The organism is Thermofilum sp., from assembly GCF_038871435.1.
GTDB classification, from domain to species: Archaea; Thermoproteota; Thermoprotei; order Thermofilales; family Thermofilaceae; genus Thermofilum; species Thermofilum adornatum.
In genome coordinates, this window is the sequence record NZ_JAVZIC010000002.1 from 169,234 (window position 1) to 191,143 (window position 21,910).

A 21,910-nucleotide genomic window follows, 5' to 3' on the forward strand; every position below is an offset into this window, starting at 1 on the left:
AGCCACAGAGCGCGCCTATCCAAATGAATAAATTGCTTGGAATGAATAGAAAGATTTATAAAGCTACTTGCTAAGGATGTTTTGAACGGTGGGTTTGATAGAATGACTTGACTACAAAGCTCCATAAGTAAAGACATTGAAGAGAGTGGTTCTTCTATATTGATTCGTTCGGCCACTCTCCGTGACCTGGAAGACATATTTAGGATACACTTGCTCAGCTTGGAGGGGCTCGACGAGGAGGACTATGATTGGTTCAAGGCGCTTTTGTCTGTGCGGTCGAAGCGTAGGTTTGTTCTTGTAGCTGAGCAAGGCGACAGGATTGTGGGGTTTGTTATTGCATACAAGTACCGGGAAAATGTGTACGTTGACAGCCTGGCTGTCCATCCAGAGTATAGGAGTCTAGGTATTGGTGGAAGGCTCCTCACGGCATTAGAGGAAATTATGGCGAACAAGGGGGTTGAAAGGATTTTGTTGAGTGTGAAGGACAACAATTTGAGGGCGTTAGACTTCTACCTGAGGAAGGGATACAATATCCGTGGCTTGATACTCTTCATGTCTGTTAAAATTAGTTCTCTACCTGAGAAGGCTCCAGAGGGGTACAGGGTTGTCTGGAGGAAGACGCCGCTTAGGAGCAACCCACACAAGTATAAGCCTACGACTATGTGGAGCGAGCTGACAGAGCCTGTCGACAGAATGATTTACAAGAAGTACCGAATGGGCGAACACACCCTTACTGTATACAAGTCTGGCCGCGTGAGGGGCGTCTCAGAGTTCTCCGTCGAGGACAAGAGACTTTTTGCAGAGTATGTGGCACTCTCATCATACAACTCTCTCGAGGCTTTGAAGGCCTTGCTTAAGGGCTTCAGAGACGTTGGATTGGAGCTAGGAGCCGAGGAGCTTGAGGTGCCTATTGATTCTTCAAAGCAGGTGATAATAGAGGAGCTTGCTTCAGCAGGCTTCAAGACCCAGAAGACAGAGTTTTTACTCGAGAAGGAGCTGGACACTTCTCAGTAAATTTTAGACTTTCTTTTTGCCTTTTTCTGATCTCTTTACTAGCCACATCGTGAAGAAGTATAGGACAATAAAGGGTAGACCCAGCACAATGTCGCTGATAAGGGTGGGGTCAGGAGTTATCATTGCAAGTACTGCAAAAATCGCGAAAATTACGTATCTCCAGTTATTGTGTAGCGTCTCATAGCTTATGATTCCGGCCTTATTCAAGGCCAAAATTCCTAGGGGAAACATGAAGAATACGCCTGTAGCTAGTGACCCTATGAGAATATTCTGGTAGAAGTCTTGTATGGAGAAGAATAGGCTGGCGCCACCAAGAGTGGCAAGCCAAACGGCAACGACGAACACTATTGGCATTACTACTGTGTAGCCATATATGACGCCAGAGACGAACAGGGCGAGTGCAAAAACCATATAGCGCTTGACTATCCTCTTCTCGTGGCTATACAGGCCGGGCTCAACAAACCTATAAACCTCCCAAGCAATCACAGGGCTAAGAACAGTAACCGCCAAAAGAACAGCAAGCAAAATAGCAGCAGTAAGAGAATCAAACCACCCATGACTAATAAGAACAACCCTAGAACCATTAACACCAAACATTGTGGCGAAATTCCTACTGAAAATGTTCTCGTTAAAGTTCAACATGTAGTGGTTGGTTAGGTTCATGCAGTAGAAGAGAAATGGGTAATATGTTTTTGGAAGGAGCCATGGTGTAGGCAGGAAGAGAAGGAGGATTAGGAAGGAAACTATGTAGATTAGTATTCTCCGTAACATTTCTAGGAAATCCATCACGTGGTCAAGCAATGGCTTCTCTGGCAACTCCTCAGACATAAGTGTTAGACACCTTGACTAGCAGATATTGGTAAGAAAATGTTTTTATAATCTTCCATGATATTCTTGTTTGCAAGGATGAGGAGGTTGGCTACCTCCCGATAGGTGAGGCCTCCCGGTCTTGCCGACAGCGGGCTTTACTTAGTTGCTCTTATGGTTCTTGAGAATTCTCTCTATTTCTTCCTTTGAGTAGCTTCTAAGCCAATATATTGCCTGCTCGTAGAGCTTTTCAAGTATCTCCACGTCTCTTTGGGAGTATCCCTGAGCCTTTAATGTAACTTTTCTCGTGGCCTCGAGGAAGCTTATTGCTTCTTCGCGTGAAATATTCCCTAGAACATAGTGGCTAAGAACGTCTTCAAGCAACCGGACAGCCTTCATGGGGTCTAGGTATAGCTTTCTGCCCTTAAGGCTCCCTGGAAACTCGTTGAACCTAAGCTTTATTTCCAAAGGGAGTCCTGAGGGGTTCTCGAAGACAGGGGGAGCTGTTACTGTTTCTGCTACTAGTTGTTGCTTTATGGATCTTTTCAAGTAGCCTCCTATTCTTTTCACAGCTTCCTCAGCTAAGGTGTCAGCTTCTCCCTCTACAAATATGCGCCAGTCGCGGTTGTGTACCGGGTTGTCTGGGTTGGTCCACTCCGGCCTGAACGAATCTAGGTCTCCTGGCTTCAGTGCTATGCATGCAACGTCTAGGCTCCTGTGCAGGCTTAGCGGTGCAGTAAAGACTCTCTGTGGATCCATGAGATTCTCTACCTTTATCTTGGAGCCATACATGGTGTTGATCTGTGCGACTTTTTCTTTAATGTTTTCTAGGACGAATTGGGCGAGAGACCAAGTTACATCCATGACTCCATGTTTTTCAAGAATGCTTTGCGAGACGGCATTTTCATGTATATGTACATGCATACCCCTCCCGCTCCACTTTAGCCAGACACTCTTCGAGACACCCCATTTTTCCAGGAAGTCTACAATTGTCCTTGCTGCTTCGACTGTGGCTCTCCAGTGTTCCGGCGTAGAGTCAATGTCCCATGTAACCGTCCTCTTTGTCACGTTTTCCTCGTAGTTGAGCGCGTCCTCCCTTGTTTCAAGCCTGGAGTATATATTGGCTGTCCCGTAGAAGGCTCTGGGCTGTAGAGGCCTCAGCCTGTCAATTAGTGCTAATAGTTCTGCTGGGCTAGATGCCTTGAGCGGTACCGTTTTCCAGTACCTGACGAGCAATGGTCTTCCGTCCTTCATTTTTCTCTTGCAATGTACGGCAATCCATCTACCAGCCAGAAAACTAGACATTTCTCTTAAGACTTCTTGCCTCGTTAGATATGAAAACTCGTTTATCATTGTGGATCCACAGCCTTATTGAACTGTCGACTCATAGAATTTCCTAGGTTTAGTGTTTTTGTTTCTTCTCCGACCTTTTTACTAGCCACATTGAGAGAAAGTATAGTCCGACAAAGGGTATGCCTAAAGCAAGATCGCTGAATGGTGTTGGGTCGGGAGTTACTAGGGCCAGAAAAACATAGCCAATAAAGACAATGTACCTCCAATTCTTGTTGAGCGTCTCATAGCTTACTATACCCATTTTGTTGAGGATTAATATTACCAATGGAAACATGAAGAAGACCCCAGTAGATAGGGAGCCTAGAAGTATGTTTTCGTAAAATTCCTGGATAGAGAAGAACAGGCTTGCACCACCTAGGGTAGCGAGCCATACAGCTACACTGAAAATTATTGGCATTACTACTGTGTAGCCATATATGACGCCAGAGACGAACAGGGCGAGTGCAAAAACCATATAGCGCTTGACTATCCTCTTCTCGTGGCTATACAGGCCGGGCTCAACAAACCTATAAACCTCCCAAGCAATCACAGGGCTAAGAACAGTAACCGCCAAAAGAACAGCAAGCAAAATAGCAGCAGTAAGAGAATCAAACCACCCATGACTAATAAGAACAACCCTAGAACCATTAACACCAAACAGGATTGCGAATGGCCTGCTAAAGATATTGTGCTGAAAGTCGAGCATATAGTGGTTAGTAATATTCATGAATGCAAAAATTAATGGATCATAGGAGTTCGGCAACATCCAGGGGGCGGGCAGAAAAACCAGCAAAATAAGAAACGCCACTATGTAGATTAGTATTCTCCTAACCATTTCTAGGAAATCCATCACGTGGTCAAGCAATGGCTTCTCTGGCAACTCCTCAGACATAGTTTTATCCATATGTTTGGCCTGTATTTATGTGTTCTTTGAGCATAGATATGAAAGGGTGAAGTGGCTACACCAGAACAGGCAATGAATTCTCGTTGTATATTCTTTCAAAGTTTTCCCTTAGCTCCTTCATCGCTCTCGGCAGGAAATTCATAATTGAAACAGCAGTTAAGCCGTCCATTCCGATGCTTTCGGCAGCTAGATCACCTGCTAAGCCGTGGACGAAGACGCCCATTCTTACTGCTTCCTCGAAGCCGTAGCCGATACCGTACATGCCGGCTATTGCGCCTACGAGGACGTCGCCGCTTCCAGCGGTGGCCATTCCGGGGTTTCCTGTTAGATTAATGTATGCCTTGCCCTCAGGCGTGGCAATGACTGTGTGTGCGCCTTTAAGGACAACGTAGGAGCCGAGTTTCTGGGCTACCTCTAGTGCTGTTTTTAGCCTAGACTTTTTGATTTCCTCTATTGGTTTTCCCGTTAGCCGAGACATTTCTCCAGGATGCGGAGTAATAACGGTGGGGTATTTACGTGTGGAGAGGATTGTTGTGTCTCTGGCTAGGATTGTCAAGCCGTCTCCGTCAATGATTAGGGGCTTATTGATCCTCGGAATGAGTTCGAGGACGAGCCTGGCTGTTTCATCGTCTAGCCCTATGCCTGGGCCTATCGCAACTATGTCTGAGGCTTCTGTGAGCTTTAGGATTTTTTCCAGATTCCTGTAAGATATTGTCCCCGAACTGGTCTCTTCAAGCTCTTCGTAGACTACTTCTGGGGCTCTGATTGCCAGGAAAGGAACTATGCTACTTACTGTTGCTAGTCTAGAGTAGCCGCCGCCAGCCTTGAGGAATGATCTGGACGCCAGCATTGGGGCGCCGTAGTACCTTTTGGAGCCGGCGATGAAAAGTGCCTTGCCATAGTCTCCCTTATGAGTGTCTGGCTGTCTAGGTGGGGGGTACAGTGGGTCGTTTGTCTCTACCTTTATTCTGTCGTCTTCGATTAGGCTCCTTGGATAAGAAATGTGTGAAACTAGGATTTCGCCTGCATATTCTGCGCCCGGGTAGAGCAGGAGACCTATCTTTGGAAGACCAAAGGTGACAGTAAAGTCTGCTTTTACCGCTGTCCCCATTACTTCCCCTGTATCCGAATTTATACCTGAAGGGATATCCACGCTAACAACTAGCGAGCCAGAATCGTTTATCGCTTCTACTGCCTCCTTGTAGACTCCTTCAAGTGGCCGTGTAAGGCCTGTACCAAAAAGGGCGTCGACTATAACGTCGTAGAATGGGAGAACATCTTGTAGTTCTTCCACGTTTTTCTCCGTAACTTTTTCTACTGGGATATTAGCCAGGGCTACCCGATCCAAGTTTTTCTTGACTAGCTCTGAGAGCCTTTCAGGGTCTGCAACTAGATAGACATGTACGTCCATCCCATGGCTTGCCAGGTGCCTTGCACATACCAGCCCGTCTCCTCCGTTGTTTCCGGGGCCAGCAATGACCGCGACTGTGTCTTCTTCTGAGGCTGTGTGTAGTATGAGGCGGGCCACTGCGGCCCCAGCGTTTTCCATAAGGATTTCGTGGGATATGCCGTATTTTTCGACTGCCTCTTTGTCTAGAAGCCTTATTTCATTAGATGATGCGACCTTCACGTGTGTTTTAAGTGTGCTCGAGCTATTATTTTTTATTATTTATCTATTCCTACAAAATGATTACCAGACGTGATTACAAATACTATTTGTATGTCTCAAGATGTAAATAAAATTGAAATAGTATGGGTTATGGGTATATAGGGAAAAAGGTTAGGCTTCAACGAATATTGAGGGATGGCAAAGCCGTTATATTTGCTTTTGACCACGGCGTGGAGCACGGTCCCGCAGACTTTCCTGGAGAAACCATCGACCCTAGGAAGATCCTCTCGAAAGTAGTTGACGTTGTTGACGCAATTATGCTTTTGCCGGGCATGGCTAACCTGACCCACGAAGTTTGGGCAGGTAAGGTCCCGCTAATCGTTAAGGTAACAAGCAAGACCAGTCTTAGACCCGAACAGGAAAAGCTTCTCCAAAGCCCGTTCGGCTTCGTGGAGGACGTTGTGGCTTTAGGAGCCGAAGCTGTCGCCGCCACTGTGTATTGGGGAAGCAATTTTGAGGACCAGATGCTGAAGATGTGGTTTGAGGTTAAGAGGGAGGCAGAGAGATACGGTTTGCCGGCTCTCCAGTTGTCTTATCCGCGTGGTCCAGCGATAAAGAACATGTATGACGTCGAGGTTGTCAGGTATGGCGTCAGGGCAGCCATTGAGAGTGGGGCCGACCTAATCAAGACCTATTATACTGGAAGCACAGAGTCCTTCAGGCGCGTAGTGGAGGTTGCGGCAGGCGTTCCAGTGCTGATGAGTGGAGGGGCAAAGGCAAAAACTCTCCTAGACTTTCTCTATGTCGTCAAAAGCGTGATGGATGCCGGTGCACAGGGAGTGGTCGTGGGGCGCAACATATTCCAGCACGAGAACCCGAGGGGCGCTGCAAAAGCAATTATGGCAGTTGTCCACGAGGGTTATTCACCTGAAGAAGCACTAAAGATGGCTGAGCAATAATGCAGGCAGAAAAATCTAGATTCGACGTAGTGACGCTTGGACACATTCTGCTTGACCTCAGGTTCTGTGTAGACGCGTTTGCTACTCCGGACAAGGAGGGCGCAATCAAGAGCCAGAGCCACGGAGTCGGCGGTAGCGCGGCTAATGTGGCTATAGGTATCAGGAGGCTTGGTGGAAAAAGCGCAGTTATAGGCAAGGTTGGCTTCGACGACTTTGGGAAAAACGCTTTGGAAGACCTCGTCCGGGAGGGCGTAGACATTTCCAATGTAAGGATAGACGCACTAAACGGGAAGACAGGATTTACCCTGGTAATCATAGACTCAAGCGGACAAATAATCATGTATGGCGACAAGGGCGTTGCAGAAACCTTGACTCCTGAAGAAGTGAATACAAAGGTTCTACGAGAGACCGAGCATCTCCACATCGCTAGTCTACGTGTCGATACGGCTTCCTCTATAGCAAAGATAGCGAAGGAGCTTGGCGTAAGGATTTCCTGGGACCCCGGCAGGAGGCAGGCCCGTCTAGGGCTAGAAGCCCTAAGACCAGTTATCAGGTATGCAGACATCGTTCTCCCCAACGAGATAGAGGCAAAAGCCATGACGGGGACAGAGTCTATCGAGGAAGCAGCAGAGACCCTCTTGAAAGAAGGAGTAGGAATGGTAATTATCAAGAGAGGCGCCAGAGGCGTATATGTGGCAACAAAGAGAGAAGTGTTCGAGGTCCCAGGCTACAGGCCTGAGACAGTTGTTGACACGACTGGAGCAGGCGACGCATTCGCCGCAGGCCTAATAATGGGCCTCAAGAAGTTTGAGCTCAGGGAGGCCGTGAGGTTTGCAACCATTGTTGCGGGACTCAAAGTTACGAGACTGGGCTCACATGAGATTCCAACCTGGAACGAGGCAATAGCTGTTTTCGAGAAGCAGAGAAAAGGTTAAAGCTTCCAAGTTTTATTATTAATTTTAAGACCTATATGCCGGACTTTCGTGCTTATGCTCGTGACGAACTCTTTGATTCTCTTCTTTATGGCGAGCTTTCCAAGCATGAAAAGAATCAAAGAAACAGAGAGATTCTCGAGGAGCTCTCGAAACAGGAATACATGCACTACGAGTTTTGGTCTAAGTTTGCCGGAAGAATTGAGCTCACTGGCTATGAAAAGGCAAGGCTCCGAATCTACCTCTTTATGTCGAGGCTCCTGGGAAAAACATTCATCATTAAGTTTCTGGAGAGACACGAATCTGACGTAGTTGAGGAGTACAAGAAGATTCTAAAGGAGCCCTCACTTTCTGACAACGACAAGAAGATTCTGGAAAAAATTATAGAGGAAGAAAAGTACCATGAGGGCGCCCTCGCAAGCCAGATAGACGAATTCGCTGTTAGACACCTGGGCTCGATAGCCCTGGGAATGAGCGACGCAATTATCGAGCTGTCAGGCGTTCATGCAGGCTTCCTGGGATATACAGCTTCGCCCATCTATACGGGCATCTCTGGACTCATCGTGGGCATAAGCGCCTCGATGTCTATGGCTGCAGCGGCTTATCTCCAGGCTAAACAGGAGAGGGGAAAGAGCCCCGGTAAATCTGCTACGGTTACCGGCTTGATGTACATGGCTACCGTTGTGCTCCTTACCTCTCCCTTCTTCATGGGCCTCTCTGTGCCAACGGCCCTCGCCCTCTCGATTCTCTTTGCTCTCCTAGTCTTGGCTGGATTCACCTTCTTCAGTACAACTATTCTAGGAGGATCCTTCAAGAAGGACTTTCTCGAAAACACTGGAATAATATTTCTCGTAGTAATAGTAGGCTACCTCTTCGGGACAGCCGTGGAACAGCTACTCGGATTTAGACCCTGAAAACCATGGAAACATGTCTATGACTATAGAGAAGCCAGAACTCAGAGTCGATTGCAAGATAAATGGGAAGCTTTGTGGAGCATGTTGCTATAAAGCAGTTGTTCCTCTCACACGGGAAGACATTAAGAAGATAGAGAACCTAGGGTTCAAAGCTCAAGAATTCATAGAGTTTCGGCTAGGTGTCCCCATACTTCGAAACATAGATGGACACTGCATGTTTCTCGACACAGCTACGAACACATGTAAAATTTATGAGATGAGGCCAGAGGCCTGCAGGCTGTATCCTCTCATCTATAGCCCCAAGCTATGGGTGCATGTAGACCCACGGTGTCCAAAGGCAAAAGACGTTCCACAGGAAGAAGTAGTCAAGCTTGCTTCGCACGTGTTGAGGTTTTATGAAAAAATTAAAGCAGACTGGCTCTCGGAAAATGCTCGTGACTATTCTCAAGACGCCTAGAAGCTGTCAATTTTGACTATCTCGCTTAGCTGTTTTCTTGGACGCGGCGGCGGGGATTCTGCTGGAAAGCCTACGGGGAAAATAGCTACTGGCATGAGGTGTTCTGGGGCATTGACGATATTTCTAATTTGTTCTGCCTGTTCCAATGTGTATATCCAAACAGTGGAGAGGCCAACACAGTGTAGGGCGAGCCATAGATACGTTGCTACAATAGAGCCGTCGACAAGGTGGGACCTAGGAGAAATCTTTGAGTCCGAGAAAACAATTATCGCTACCTGCGAGCCTAGGATAGGTTTCGACCACCTGTGTATCTCGGCTAGTTTTCGGAGTTTTTCCTTATCCTTGACGACTACGAAAACCCAGGGCTGATTATTGTGTGCACTTGGCGCAAAACGGGCGATGTCCAAAGCCTTCTCTATGAGTTCGTCTGGAACAGGATCCTCCCTGAAACGCCTTATACTTCTCCTCGAAAGCAAGAACTCTCTACAGCGGGACTCTTGTGTACACATACATTTGGTTAGTCTAAACATGGATATATTAAAGTATCGCCTAGCCAAGTATTATCGTCTCTTGTGAAGAAACATGTCAGTTCATGAATGGTCTATCATATCTCAATACTCGGCAAATTCATCATTCGCTATCATTATGTGGATGGTCTTTATATTTATTTTCGAGGAGAATACAATGAAGAAGAACTGATTAAGGGGCATCTGCGTTTTTGCTGGAAGCTTCATCTCGAACAAATTAACATCTTTTTATGTTTGTTGGAAAGATTTATTTACTATTTCAAGTAGTATTTAGTGTATGCTGGGGTTTGTATGGGACTTCGACGGAGTCATCGTCGAAACACCACATGAAAAAGCATGGAGAATAGCATGTGAAAGACTAGGCATAACTGGTTTTACCAGCAACTTCTACCATGAATATGTATCTGGCAAGCCTCGTCTCGAGGGTGCATGGAATATTTTGAGCAAACTAGCAAATAGATCACCAAGTCAAACTGAAGTGGAGACCCTTGCTTCACTTAAAACTAACATATACTTGGAACTAATAGAGAGAGGCGAGTATCAATTAAGAACAGACGTTATAAGGTTTATACAGCGAGCAAGGCAAGAAGGAATAATACAGGTTCTAGCTTCGGCATCGAGAAATGTCCATCGGCTTATAGAGGTAGAGCGCAAAAAAAGTGGTCTTGAGTTGGCGGTGCTCTTCGATATCGATGTGAGTGGTTCTGGAGCGACAAAGAAAGAAGTATTTAAAAATGCAATTGAAAAACTGAAAGAAATATTTCATGAAGATATGGAGTGTATTTTGTTCTTTGATGATGCTCCCTCAGGAATTTTAGCAGCTAAATCACTCAATCAAAAGGCTATAGGTTGTTTTCACCGGGAACTTTTAAACTATGGAGCTGATGCCGTTATTGAGGATTTCTCCAATATACCTCTTCAAGAGTTTCTTAATAAGGTGGGGTGCAAGATATGATAACATACGAGTTTTCTAGTAAAGAAAGAAGCTTAAAAGAAATAGCTACACTTGCCACCCTTTCAAATGGTTTTATCAGTGTACGTGGAGACCCAGAAGTATCAAAGTCAGAATTTGGAACCTTTGTTTCAGGGGTTTATTGCTATACACCTATCTTTTATAGGGAGCTAGTGAACCTTCCAAGAATAACTCCCATATATTTAACCATTGATGGTGAGCCCTTCAGACCTATAAGTGGTGAGACGATTATAAAACTAGATACATTGAACGGTATCGTCTATTACGAATCAATTCTAGAGTCTAGCATTGGAAAACTAAAATATGAAAGTTCAAGAATTGTGCATAAAACTTTCAAGGGAATCTTTGCTGAAGAGTTCCGTTTTAGACCAATTAACTTTGCTGGAAGGGTATGCATAAGACTCCCTATCGAGCTCTCGGTAAGCAATAAGTCGGTTCCCCCCCAAGTGCATGTTAAGCTGTTTAAAATTGTAGAGAGCGACAGTTTTAATGATTCATACCTTCATGTGCGTACAGAGGACGAAATATATGATGTTTACTTCAAAATGTTTGCTGAATCTAATGATTTACAGCTACGGCCATATAGCGACGAGAATGAAATAGGTTTCCTGGGATGCATAGATGTGGATCCTAACCAGGCGATTAAAGTTGCCAAAAAGGTAATTGTAGCAAAAGAAAAAAGTACCCTGAATAAATATTCTGAGATCGCGAAGAAAAAAACGTACCAAGAACTACTAGAAACCCATACCACTGCTTGGCAAAAAGAATGGAAACAAATAGGCTTAGTCATCGAGGGAGACATAGACTTTGCACGTTACCTCTATTTTAACACATTTCATCTTTTACAGATGTATGACGATGAATCAGATGTTTTTCTTTTGCCTGCCAGAGGCCTGCATGGATATGGTTATAGGGGGCATGTATTTTGGGACGCAGACATTTATTCCCTTCCTTTTTACCTCTTCTTTAAGCCCTCGGCTGCAAAAGCCATGCTAAAATACAGATGTAAGTGTCTTCAGGCAGCAAAAGAGTATGCTACTAAGAGCAATTTTAAAGGTGCGAGATTTCCATGGGAGAGTGCAGATGACGGCTATGAGGCTACACCCCGCATTGTTCCCTTAGATCTTACTGGTTCAAAGACTGTGCTGATAGAGACTGGCGAATTAGAACAACACATAACAGCGGATGTGGCTTATGCTGTAGATTTGTATTATACGTTTACAGGGGACGAGCAATTCATGGAGGAATGTGGACTTAAGATTATTTTTGAAACTGCTAGGTTTTGGAGCTCTCGAGTCAAATATGACCAAGAAAAAAATGCCTATGTAATAGAGGATGTCATTGGTCCAGATGAATACCATGTGCATGTCAACAATAATTTCTATACTAATTTGCTGGCTAAGCACAACCTAGAACTTGGAGTAAAATATTTTGAATTGTCGAGGCAGAAAAATAACTGGAGAAAAATTGCTGAGGGTCTTACTAGCGAAGAAGAAGTTCAAAATTGGCGTAGAATTTCTCAAAAAATCTACCTGCCATGTCTGACAAATGGCATATGTGAAGAGTTCGAGGGTTATCTTCAGCTACCCGATTTTAAGGTCCCCGAAGGTTGTATTGGAGAGAAATGTCTTCCAGAGAAAATAAGAGAAAACATTCCAAAAACTAGACTCATAAAACAGGCCGATGTTCTGGCTGGCATGTTCCTTCTCAAAGAGAAATTCAATAAGGAAATTATTGCACAGAATTTTGATTATTATTTTCCCCGAACAACCCACGCATCTTCCCTTTCACTTCCAATGTATGCTGCTGTCCTTGCATATCTCGGGAGAACAGAAGAGTCATTTAAGCTATTAAAATTAGCTGCATCTGCGGATCTAGGAAATCTTTACGGAAATGTGGAAGATGGTTTCCATGTAGGATCTGCTGCAGGAGTCTGGACAGCCATACTTTTTGGTCTAGCGGGAATACACATTAAAAACGAAAGGCCAACCTTGGATCCTAAAAAAATCTCAAATGTAAAAATGGCCTTCAACGTAACCATAAAGGGACAAAACGTTAGGGTTGAATTATAGTTCTAAGCATCCAAACACTTTTATATTACGTTAATTAAAAATTAATTTGCTATGTTGGCAAAAAACCCTATCGAGATTCCTTCTGGAAAGAAGCTATCTCGCGAAGAGCTGGTTCAAGCAGTAAGGCTATCGATTATTGCTGAGCTAGATGCTATAAACCTCTATCTCCAGCTTTCAAGCGCGACGGATGACCCCCTCGCTAAAAAGGTTTTTGAGGACATAGCTCGGGAGGAAAAAACACATGTTGGAGAATTCTTGACTCTCCTCGAGAAACTAGATCCTGAACAAGTAAAAGAACTAGAGAAGGGAAAGAAAGAAGTCAAAGAGCTCGAAGAATAATTTTAGAAACAATGATTAATTATTTAAATAGAGAAAGCTTTGTTTTTCTGAGATAAAGGTGGCTATAGAGGAACTTGTAAGACTAGCTGAAAAAATTGGTTTAACAAACTACGAGGCACGCGCCTATATAGCTTTGCTTATTCATGGCTCCCTCACTGCAACAGAATTAGCAAAGAAAGGTGAAATCCCACAGCCTAGAATTTATGATGTTACCAAATCACTGGAAGCTAAGGGACTGATAGTTACTAGCGAGGGTAGACCTAGAAGATTTACAATTGTTGATCCAGGAATAGCTCTCAGAAAATTAGTTGAAAAGAGATACCAAGAAGAACTTCTTTCTATTCAGGAAATTGTCGAACAAAGTTCCATGATAGGACGCACTTCTGAGGAACCTGGTGTTTGGACGGCTACTGGACCAGATGCCGTAGAAAACTTAGTTATATCAAGTTTGAAGAGTGCAAGAAACGAGATTCTGGTTTCTGGTTTTTCGGAGTTTGTAAAAAGATACGTTTCTGAGGCAAAGTTAGAGAATATAGCTTCTTGCCTCGTCCTATACGACGAGAACTACAATGGGCTCGTTGAGTTGTTTGACGAAGTAAGAGTTAGACCCACACGTGCTCCACAATTTGTGATAACAGATTTCTCGATGGTTACGGCCGTTGTTAATTGGGGAACTCAGGATCCTGTCGCATATAGGGTAACTGATATGAATTTAATGAAGATTTTTGCTGTTTACTATTTAAGTTATTTAAGAGCTGGGGCAAAAATTGTTTCCAGCAAATTTGATAAAGTGAGAAAGAGAACGTATCATCATTTGACTCGAGCCCTTGATCATCTTAAATTGCTTGAAGAGATGAATAGAAAAGCAATTGTTACAGTTAAGGGTAGGTGGATAAAGAGTGGAGAAAGTGCATATATAAGAGGAGTTCCACAGCAGGTTTATGAGAATAGTTTTAAAGGCATTGGAACACTTATTATCGTTACTGAGGATGGAAAAAAGGTTACCGTTGGAGGAATAGATGCGTATCTAGAGGATATTGAAGGATTTGAAATAACAATTGAAACTACATAAGTGTGTACTCTTTAATAACAGTTATGAGTTGTTCGGTAGCTTTGTCGAATAGATATATTGGTCCTACTGGTTTGACGAAAGCTTTTGACTCTGAGTGTAAAAGCTCTGGTAGGTATTTTCCCATGTGAACTGTTATTTCGCCATCAGGGAATACTCCGTGAACAATGTATTCTGCGCCCAGCTTCTCTACACCAACAATTTTAACTTCTATGCCTCTATCCCTGTTTATTTCTAGATCCTGTGGTCTGATACCGATTATTACCTCTTGGGATTTTATATCGGGAAGATTGACTCTAATCTTTAGGTTTCCTATTTCCAATGTTTGCTCTCTTATTTTTCCCGAAAGTAAATTCATTGGAGGTGTCCCTATGAAGCCTGCTACAAAAGTATTTGCTGGGTATTCGTAGAGCCGACTAGGAGAGTCTACTTGAAGGATTTCTCCTTTATTTATTACTGCAATCCTGTCTGCCATCGTCATTGCTTCCGTTTGATCATGAGTAACGTAAATGGTTGTTGTTTGAAGCTGGTCATGCAGAAGCTTTCTGAGCTCAAATCTTAGCCTAACTCTTAGCTTTGCGTCAAGATTGCTCAATGGCTCATCTAGTAAAAATACCTTTGGACGGCGTACAATGGCACGTGCTAGAGCAACCCTCTGCTGTTCTCCGCCAGACATTTGATAGGGATATTTTGATAGTAGGTGTGTAATTCCAAGCATATTTGCGACCTCTAGGACTGACGCATGAATTTGTTCTTTTGGTACTTTACGCATTCTTAGTGGAAAAGCTATATTATCGTATGCTGTCATATGAGGATAGAGGGCATAATTTTGGAATACAAAGGCTATGTCTCTTTGACTTGGATCTAATTCGTTCACACGGATGCCGTCAATTAGCACTTCTCCCTCGTCAGGATCGTCAAGTCCAGCGATAATCCGCAGGAGTGTAGACTTGCCTGATCCAGAAGGGCCAAGGAATACAAAAAACTCGCCCCTATTTATCTTCAAATTGGCATTCTTCACAGCTACTACATCTCCAAATTTTTTAGTGATATTTCTTAGTTCTACACTCATATTATCACCCCTTCTTAGCTGAGACAACAACCCCACGGATCATATACTTGTTAAGAGCAACATAAAGAATAATTGTTGGCAAACTCGCTATCAGGCTTCCAGCTATAATTGGAGTATATTCTGTCCACACGTTACGGCTAAAGGCAAAATTTAGTCCGACGGGCAATGTATAGTTCTCAGGGCTTCTTAGAAAGACAAGCGGTCCGAGGAAAGAATTCCAGGCACCCAAGAACTGGTAAATTGCGAGGGCGCCTAACGCTGGCTTTGAAAGAGGCAATGCTACATAGATGAATGCCTTTATAGGCCCCGCACCATCTATCCTAGCAGCCTCGAAAAGTTCTTTTCCTAGAGATAAGTAATACTGCCGCATTAAATATATTCCTGAAACACTTGCCGAACCAAGTAAAACAAGTCCCAGGAGATTATCAATGAGACCAAGCTTTACTACTAATATATAGTTAGGTATGAGTGTGATGAATGGTGGTACCATTAACAATGTGAGTAAGGCGCTAAATAGTAGGTTCTTTTTAGGAAACTTCAGGCATGCGAAAGCATATCCAGCTGTAGCCGAGGTAATAATATTAGCGGCAACAATTAGACCGCTTACAAGCGCTGTGTTAATTATCCATCGGGGGAAAAGAGTTAGCCTGAACAGTTTAAGGTAGTTTTCAAGTGTGAATGGATTTGGTATCCATTCAGGCGGGAATGCTGAGGCTTGCTTCCACGTCATAAAAGAGGCAAATATGGATCGTATGAATGGCATCAAGTAGATTAATGCTAGTAAAGTCATGACCGTATAAATTAGACCTGTAAGGAGCAATCTTTTAATTTCACTCCTCAGCATCCCTAACTCACCCTATAGTATTTCAATTTCTCTTGGACAAAATAATTTAGGGTAAAAACAATTAAGAAGAGAATCACAGCCTTTGCAGCAGCATAACCATAGCGTAGCTGTATAAATGCTGTATTGTAGATGTCTAGCGCGACAGTGTAGCCAGCTCCTCCGGCTCCACCACTTTGGCCAGCCATAACCCATGCAAGGTCAAACATTTGAAGGGCACCTATTGTTCCCAAAACTACAACGTATGTTACCAGGGGTTTTAATAGAGGAATAGTTATATGGATGAAACGGTTAAACCAGTTTGCACCGTCAATCCTGGCAGCTTCATAAACTTCCTTCGGGAGGGCTTGTAGTCCAGCGAGAAAAGTCACTGAAAAGTGTGCACTTGTACCCCATATAGCTACAATAGCTATTGCTGGCAAAAGATATGCGGGGTCGTTAAGCCAGTCAGGCCTATAGCCACCTGTCAATGCCGATACAAAGTAATTGATAAAGCCGTCCCTCATAAATAGCCAGATAAATATTAGAGACACAATAACTGGGCAAGTAGTTGCTGGCAAAAAGTATGCCACCCTGTAGAAGTGTGATCCCCGGAGTTTTTGGTTGGCTAAGACTGCAAGGACTAATGCTAGAACAGTCTGTGTAGGGACTACCAGTAAGGTGTAGAGTAGTATATTTTTGAGGCCGTTTGTGAATGGGGCCTGAAGATATAAAAGGTTGGTATTTGTAAGGAGAAGATTAATACCTTTATAAACCTCTTGGGCTAGCTTATAGTAGTTGAATACACCTACGAAACGCATAGGTGTCAGAATATCCCATTCAAAGAAGCTTAAAGCAAAAGCAAAGATCATGGAAAAGTAGCCGAAAACAAAGTTTAAGGTTAAGGGGTAGAGGGTTAGTAAGAGAAATGCGAGGTATTCCAATGAAGACTTATTTTTAACAAAAAAATTCATTTATTTTTGCACCCATTAAGGGTTTTTGGACTTCCTAGGATTTAAATGATTCTGCTACTTTTGTCTTCATGAGGTTTATAGCGTCGTTGATTGATATTTCTCCTTTGACCGCCGCCAGTATTAGCTGGTTTATGTCGCCTTCGTTTTGCCCAGTCTTCGGACCATAGAAGAATAAAGCTACACGTGTATACTGGTTAACCATTTTAAGTTCTTTTGCGTGAGAAGGCCACAAGTCTGGGTCATTTGCTAGTGTCTTAATGGAGGGAAGCGTTTGTCCCATTTTAACTACCAAGAGTTTTTGTCCTACAGGTCCTTCAACATATTGAATGAATTTAAGGGCGGCATCCAGGTTCTCCGTTTTAGCGTTTACTCCTAATGCAACAGTATAGGCCATACTTGCTCTTCCTGCAGAACCCTTAGGTAGAAGTGATATGTCCCAGTCAGTTCCATATTTGAAGTCCGGGAACTGGTCAGCTATATAAGGAATAGTCCAGCTTCCCTCAATAGTCATAGCTGCTAGTTGCTTGCCAAATGCTTCACCGTTCCAGCCAGCGTTCACGTCAGATGGCAAAACTATGTATCCTTCCTTTCTGCCCTGTTGGATCTTTTGGATAAGGGTTGTCAAAGCGTTTCTTACTTCTGGTTTGTCAAAGTAAGCTGCGTCTGTTGCAGAATTAAAGCTGGGTGGAGGTGCTCCATTTGAGACAAGATAGGGAACCCACCTGTTAAGCTCTGCCTGAATTACTAGTCCCGGCTTGCCTGTTTTCTGGTATATTGTTTTCGCGGCGTTGAATAAGTCATCCCACGTCCAGGAGTCTGTAGGTTCTGGAACGCCTGCTTGTGCAAATAGCTTCTTGTTGTAAAATAGAGAAAGTACAGACCAGTCTTTGGGTAGACCATAGATCTTTCCATCGGGTCCTTTAAATGGTTCTAGTAAGAATGGATAAAATTGGTCTATAAAGTCTTTGGGAAGTTTGTCTCCTATAGGATAAAGTGCTCCCTTACTTATAAAAGTAGGTGCCCACGCTGAGTCAACGTAGAAGATGTCTGGCGCTGCGCCTGCCGCATAGCTTGCTAGGATATTCTCTGAAAACATCTGGGTGATTACTTCATATTTTACGACGATATTTGGATTGGCTGCTTGGAAGTCTTGAATGATTTTTTGGTAGTTCTTCATTTCTGTTTCTCCAGCACTCCAGCCGGCAAACCTGATAACAGCTACTTGGGCTTGTTGTTGTGGTTGTTTGGGAATCAATATGTAGAGCCCAGCACCGATGAGAAGGATGAGGACAAGGGCTATTGCTATTATTGTGTTTCTAGTTTTGCCCTTTTGGGGGGTTGTCATGTTCGGTCAAGTATTTACTATTCTTAGTAGTATTTAAATTTTTCTCAAAAAGATTTATCACAAACAATATAAATGATGAAGTGTGCATCTGAAAAAGCTTACATGGAAAGATAAAGCTACAGAGATATTGCTTGAAAAGATAAGAGAAAGTATTAAGGCTCGTTGCGAAAGGATTGGCAAGGAAAAAGAAGTTTTTGAGAGGATCGTCTACATTTTTCCAACTAACATTGTTGTGAGAAATTATCCACGAAAACCTCTTGCCGTTTTCAATCCGGGAGCTGTTTTAAAAGGAAATATTATTGAAGTTTTTCCAAGAATGGTTTTTGATTACTATTGGTATTCGTCATCTATTGGGAAATTTAGTTTAAAGATTGAAGACCTTATCCAAGGAACTGTTCCTAAGGAAATTGAGACAGATATAATTATCTATCCCACAGAGCCTTGGGATCTGAGAGGTTGTGAAGACCCTAGACTTTATACTTTGCCAAGCGGTAAAGACCTGGTCCTTTATACAGGTGTTTCACCTTCTCAGGAGGGGGTAATGGCACGACAAGCACTTGCGTTACTAAATGAGGGAAACTTTCGTAAATTAGGATATTTAACTCTTAAACTTGAAGACGAGAGATATGAGACTTTCTGGAAGGACAGCGCAGTTGTAGACTGGGGATACCGAGACGCGTCTCTTCTGACAAGGCCTCTTGTTCCTATGCAAAACTCTGGGCTGGAGGTAGGGTGGTTTGGCTTTGTCGACAAATCGGATTTAAGCATGGACGTCAAAGAGATGAAACCTATATTGTTTCCAATGTCTTATGAGCAAAAGGTGGGTTGGTCTACCAACGCGTTAAAGCTCTCGAGCAACGAATATCTTGTCGGTTGGCATGGGGTTGGTCAAGACATGATTTATAGAAATGGGCTAGCACTGGTTAGTAGCGATGGAGAATTGTTAGGAATTACGGAGTATATTCTTTCACCTAGAAGAGATTTGTTCGAATTCTATGGTGACCGTCCTGGTGTGGTATTTGGTGATGGGCTAATTAAATATGCTGAGAAGCTTATCTGGATAGGTGGCATATCTGATTTTGCTGTAGGGGTATTCGCAGTAGACTATGAAATAGCTCTAGAACATATGAAAAACTGCAAGTAATACTCTCCAGTTGAACAAATATAATCTTTTCTTAAAGTATAGGTACAGAAGAAAATTTTTCTCTGCTACAGTATTTGGAAAATAAATTCGACCTATTCAAGGGTTATCACGTTGATTAATGGTAGTCTTCGGCTTTCTAGTATTCTTTTGACTGAATAGACGACGTCTGGCATTTCTATTGCTTTTTGTATTGGGACCCATTGGGCCTCGGCCACGTCTCCTCCTGGCTTTGGGTCGCCATGTATCGTTTCTTCTTTGAAGGCGAATGTGAGAATCACGTAGTGGTAACTGGCATGGTTGTTTGTCTTTGTTATTACTTCTGTGACGGCTATTATTCCCGTCGGCTCGGCTTCTACTCCGGTTTCCTCGTATAGTTCTCTTTTTACTGCCTCAACAAGCCTCTCTCCTTTTCTGACCCTGCCGCCTGGGAATGCCCATAGGTTTTTTCCTGGTTCTTTTCCCCTTTTTACTAGTAGAACGCTGTTTTCTTTCTTTACGAAGGCGCTGACAGCTACAATAGCGTATTCGTATGTTTCTTCCACGCTGAGAAACAGTGTGGAAAACCTTTTAAGGTTTAAGGTTATAAGATTTCTTTACAGGAAGAAATGCCTACCGTTTTATTGTCTCCTAAGCTGAGACTTGCAAGACTAAATTTAGCTGAAAAGCTCCTCGATCTAAGTGAAGAGTTTAGAGGCGTCTATCTACCTTATCCAAAAGAACTCGAGAAGAGCCTAAATGCATATGCCAGGGGAATTATTGACTGGCGCAGCATTGTTGAAGAGGTTAAGACCCTTATGCCTGGGTTTGCCAGGGGCTGGCTGTGGGTCGAGGAACCATTAATTAGGTCTCTGAGGCTTCTAGGCAAGGATGTGAGGTGTTACGGTGATTCATCTCTCGACTTGGTTTCGAGGAGCGGCAAGTATCTGTCTTTGCTTTTTCGTGCCCGTGTGTCCAAGCGGATAGACCTTGAGGAGTGGAGGCAACTTTTCAGGGGGGAGAAAGTGCCTCTCGACGAGAACTATGTTACTGTTGCAAGTAGAAGCGTAGAGGGTGCCAGAAATATTGACACGTGGGGTCTACCCTATCCGCCAACCGAGGATATGGACCAACCTACAATAGAGAAAATTTCTGCACTAATAGAATACGTGTTCAACTATATCTTGCCAAGCAAGAACCTAGACGACGCATATTTGAGGTGGCTCGAGGAGAAGAAGGGGGTTCGTAAGACCGAGCTACGGCGCTTGCTAGAGTTAGTTGAAAAAGAGGATTTATAAGCTAGGTTCTAAGCTTTCTGCTTGGATATTATGGGTTTACCTCTTCCGGGAAATTTAGAGGAGCTACAGAGAGCAAAGGCACCTGTCACATTTTCCCTCGTAATTATCAACACGCTTGTATATCTTGCTACAAGCTACGAGAACATGTTCCTAGAGGTTTCCGATAAATGGGTTGGAATGTTTGCATTTGTCCCAGCATACTTTGCGAAGCCCGAGCACCTCTACCGATTGTTCACATCGATGTTTCTCCATGCCAACCTTGCACACATTTTCTTCAACATGTTGTTCCTCTACACGTTTGGCAAGGGAGTCGAAGCAGTGCTGGGTAGCCGAAGATACCTAGTGCTATACCTGCTAAGTGGCATTTTGGCGAGCTTCTTTCATACTGCTTTTCTGCCGCTTGAGGGCGCCTCGTCCGCTTTTGTCCCAGCCTTGGGAGCCAGTGGTGCTATAAGCGGAGTGCTTGGAGCCTACTTGTTGCTCTTTCCGGGCACGAGGCTTTCAATGTGCTTTTTCTTTTTCATTATCCCTATATGCTTCACGACTCGCGCCTCCGCGTATCTTATCTTCTGGTTTGCCACCCAGATCCTGCAGGGACTACTGCCGGGGGCAAGCCTTGGCGTAGCTGTTTTTGCCCATGCGGGCGGATTCATTGGAGGCATAGCGTTATTGCCTCTGCTGGTTTCTAGCGAAAGACTTGGACTGCTGAGGTTTTACTCGTCCATGTATTCGTTTTTCAGGAATATCTTTTTCCCCGAGAGGGGGATCTCTAGAACGGGAAAATATATTGTGGCTTTCCTTATAGGCCTAGTCGCTGTTATAGCTGTCTATTCTGCAATTGCCGCTGAAACAATGGGGGGCATCAGCAAGGTTTTGACCTTTAACGTGACCCACGACAATACCAGTGAGAGCGAGAGCATAATTATGCAACTATCCCCTAGCGGAAAGCTGGATGTTACCCCTATAGCTAGTTCAGGGGTAAGGGTTGTTGTCAACAGGCTGAAGGCATTAAATGTTCTCTACAGATTAGAAGAAGCGGGAAAAACCGTGTCTATTCAAAAGAATGCAAGGAGGCCAGTTAACGGGGTACCAGTAGATATTAGTCTAAGGGCTAGTTTCTCCTATGACCAGTATGGCCTGCTCGACTCTGGAACGGGTTTTCTAACTACAGATGTCCTGGCATGCGACCCTTACGGCTACTGCAGTATCTCGGGCACAAACTCGTATCAATTCTCCGTATCAACAGAGGAGACAATAGTTGGCTTCAAAGGTATACCAATAGTCGAGCTTTCCATTGTCTCATTTGTTGCCAGCGTTTTTGCTGTTCAAAATGTGCTTAGGGCTGAGAGATACGCCATCATTGAGTGAAAAGT

The 21,910-nt window shown here is 43.8% G+C and carries 22 protein-coding genes; 12 read left to right on the plus strand and 10 right to left on the minus strand.

Annotated elements, in window-relative coordinates; all coding sequences use genetic code 11:
• Positions 1 to 159 precede the first annotated feature (159 nt).
• Positions 160 to 1,014, plus strand: a complete 855-nt coding sequence (locus tag QXT17_RS03355; protein ID WP_187147010.1) for a GNAT family N-acetyltransferase — start codon at positions 160 to 162, stop codon at positions 1,012 to 1,014.
• A 3-nt stretch (positions 1,015 to 1,017) separates the two neighbouring features.
• On the opposite strand, the gene QXT17_RS03360 is transcribed toward QXT17_RS03355, so the two are convergent.
• The 4 genes from QXT17_RS03360 to QXT17_RS03375 all read right to left on the minus strand — a co-directional run bounded on the left by QXT17_RS03360 (position 1,018) and on the right by QXT17_RS03375 (position 5,687).
• A complete protein-coding gene (locus QXT17_RS03360; RefSeq protein ID WP_020963152.1) occupies positions 1,018 to 1,842 on the minus strand; it encodes a twin-arginine translocase subunit TatC in 825 nt (274 codons plus the stop codon).
• A gap of 141 nt (positions 1,843 to 1,983) precedes the next feature.
• Entirely contained in the window at positions 1,984 to 3,174 is a 1,191-nt protein-coding gene (locus QXT17_RS03365; RefSeq protein WP_020963151.1) for a hypothetical protein, read from the minus strand.
• Between the two features lie 49 nt (positions 3,175 to 3,223).
• A complete protein-coding gene (locus tag QXT17_RS03370; RefSeq protein ID WP_187147009.1) occupies positions 3,224 to 4,045 on the minus strand; it encodes a twin-arginine translocase subunit TatC in 822 nt (273 codons plus the stop codon).
• A 67-nt stretch (positions 4,046 to 4,112) separates the two neighbouring features.
• The gene (locus QXT17_RS03375; protein WP_020963149.1) at positions 4,113 to 5,687 is read right to left on the minus strand and encodes an NAD(P)H-hydrate dehydratase; all 1,575 of its coding nucleotides are present in this window, start codon (positions 5,685 to 5,687) and stop codon (positions 4,113 to 4,115) included.
• A 122-nt stretch (positions 5,688 to 5,809) separates the two neighbouring features.
• Between QXT17_RS03375 and fba the strand changes: the two genes are divergently transcribed.
• Genes fba through QXT17_RS03395 form a run of 4 tightly spaced genes read left to right on the plus strand, consistent with a single transcriptional unit; the run spans position 5,810 to position 8,928 of the window.
• Positions 5,810 to 6,625 (plus strand): class I fructose-bisphosphate aldolase, encoded by an 816-nt coding sequence (gene fba, locus QXT17_RS03380; protein WP_020963148.1) that lies wholly within the window; start codon positions 5,810 to 5,812, stop codon positions 6,623 to 6,625.
• Complete coding sequence (locus QXT17_RS03385) at positions 6,625 to 7,560, plus strand: carbohydrate kinase family protein (RefSeq protein ID WP_020963147.1); 936 nt, start codon at positions 6,625 to 6,627, stop codon at positions 7,558 to 7,560. Before fba ends, QXT17_RS03385 begins: the two co-directional genes overlap by 1 nt.
• 35 nt (positions 7,561 to 7,595) lie before the next feature.
• Entirely contained in the window at positions 7,596 to 8,471 is an 876-nt protein-coding gene (locus QXT17_RS03390; RefSeq protein ID WP_020963146.1) for a VIT1/CCC1 family protein, read from the plus strand.
• A 19-nt stretch (positions 8,472 to 8,490) separates the two neighbouring features.
• Positions 8,491 to 8,928 (plus strand): YkgJ family cysteine cluster protein, encoded by a 438-nt coding sequence (locus QXT17_RS03395; protein WP_020963145.1) that lies wholly within the window; start codon positions 8,491 to 8,493, stop codon positions 8,926 to 8,928.
• Here QXT17_RS03395 and QXT17_RS03400 read toward each other — a convergent pair.
• On the minus strand, positions 8,925 to 9,437 hold the full coding sequence (locus QXT17_RS03400) for a nitroreductase family protein (RefSeq protein ID WP_020963144.1): 513 nt from the start codon (positions 9,435 to 9,437) through the stop codon (positions 8,925 to 8,927). The two genes, QXT17_RS03395 and QXT17_RS03400, sit on opposite strands and share 4 nt — an antisense overlap.
• 295 nt (positions 9,438 to 9,732) lie before the next feature.
• Between QXT17_RS03400 and QXT17_RS03405 the strand changes: the two genes are divergently transcribed.
• From QXT17_RS03405 to QXT17_RS03420, 4 genes are read left to right on the plus strand one after another with little or no spacing between them, the layout of a single operon-like run.
• Positions 9,733 to 10,410 carry an HAD family phosphatase gene (locus QXT17_RS03405; protein ID WP_020963142.1) on the plus strand — a complete coding sequence of 226 codons (678 nt, stop codon included), beginning with the start codon at positions 9,733 to 9,735 and terminating at the stop codon, positions 10,408 to 10,410.
• Positions 10,407 to 12,500 carry a glycoside hydrolase family 65 protein gene (locus QXT17_RS03410; RefSeq protein ID WP_020963141.1) on the plus strand — a complete coding sequence of 698 codons (2,094 nt, stop codon included), beginning with the start codon at positions 10,407 to 10,409 and terminating at the stop codon, positions 12,498 to 12,500. The genes QXT17_RS03405 and QXT17_RS03410 overlap by 4 nt, the downstream gene beginning before the upstream one ends.
• A gap of 51 nt (positions 12,501 to 12,551) precedes the next feature.
• Positions 12,552 to 12,839, plus strand: a complete 288-nt coding sequence (locus QXT17_RS03415) for a ferritin family protein (protein ID WP_020963140.1) — start codon at positions 12,552 to 12,554, stop codon at positions 12,837 to 12,839.
• Positions 12,840 to 12,897: 58 nt separating this feature from the next.
• Positions 12,898 to 13,911 (plus strand): TrmB family transcriptional regulator, encoded by a 1,014-nt coding sequence (locus QXT17_RS03420; protein WP_020963139.1) that lies wholly within the window; start codon positions 12,898 to 12,900, stop codon positions 13,909 to 13,911.
• Here QXT17_RS03420 and QXT17_RS03425 read toward each other — a convergent pair.
• From QXT17_RS03425 to QXT17_RS03440, 4 genes are read right to left on the minus strand one after another with little or no spacing between them, the layout of a single operon-like run.
• The gene (locus QXT17_RS03425) at positions 13,904 to 14,980 is read right to left on the minus strand and encodes an ABC transporter ATP-binding protein (RefSeq protein WP_020963138.1); all 1,077 of its coding nucleotides are present in this window, start codon (positions 14,978 to 14,980) and stop codon (positions 13,904 to 13,906) included. The genes QXT17_RS03420 and QXT17_RS03425 overlap by 8 nt on opposite strands.
• 4 nt (positions 14,981 to 14,984) lie before the next feature.
• The gene (locus QXT17_RS03430) at positions 14,985 to 15,824 is read right to left on the minus strand and encodes a carbohydrate ABC transporter permease (protein WP_052885558.1); all 840 of its coding nucleotides are present in this window, start codon (positions 15,822 to 15,824) and stop codon (positions 14,985 to 14,987) included.
• Positions 15,825 to 15,826: 2 nt separating this feature from the next.
• On the minus strand, positions 15,827 to 16,774 hold the full coding sequence (locus tag QXT17_RS03435) for a carbohydrate ABC transporter permease (RefSeq protein WP_052885557.1): 948 nt from the start codon (positions 16,772 to 16,774) through the stop codon (positions 15,827 to 15,829).
• 34 nt (positions 16,775 to 16,808) lie between these two features.
• Positions 16,809 to 18,119: an extracellular solute-binding protein gene (locus tag QXT17_RS03440; protein ID WP_148684570.1), complete on the minus strand. Its 1,311-nt coding sequence runs from the start codon at positions 18,117 to 18,119 to the stop codon at positions 16,809 to 16,811.
• Positions 18,120 to 18,201: 82 nt separating this feature from the next.
• On the opposite strand from QXT17_RS03440, the gene QXT17_RS03445 reads away from it, so the two are divergent.
• A complete protein-coding gene (locus QXT17_RS03445; RefSeq protein WP_020963134.1) occupies positions 18,202 to 19,263 on the plus strand; it encodes a hypothetical protein in 1,062 nt (353 codons plus the stop codon).
• A gap of 92 nt (positions 19,264 to 19,355) precedes the next feature.
• Here QXT17_RS03445 and QXT17_RS03450 read toward each other — a convergent pair whose 3' ends face one another.
• Positions 19,356 to 19,805, minus strand: coding sequence for an NUDIX hydrolase (locus QXT17_RS03450; protein WP_020963133.1), 450 nt, complete (start codon positions 19,803 to 19,805; stop codon positions 19,356 to 19,358).
• Positions 19,806 to 19,868: 63 nt separating this feature from the next.
• Between QXT17_RS03450 and QXT17_RS03455 the strand changes: the two genes are divergently transcribed.
• Both QXT17_RS03455 and QXT17_RS03460 read left to right on the plus strand, forming a co-directional pair.
• The gene (locus QXT17_RS03455) at positions 19,869 to 20,537 is read left to right on the plus strand and encodes a hypothetical protein (RefSeq protein ID WP_052885556.1); all 669 of its coding nucleotides are present in this window, start codon (positions 19,869 to 19,871) and stop codon (positions 20,535 to 20,537) included.
• 30 nt (positions 20,538 to 20,567) lie between these two features.
• Entirely contained in the window at positions 20,568 to 21,905 is a 1,338-nt protein-coding gene (locus QXT17_RS03460; RefSeq protein WP_020963131.1) for a rhomboid family intramembrane serine protease, read from the plus strand.
• Positions 21,906 to 21,910 lie beyond the last annotated feature (5 nt).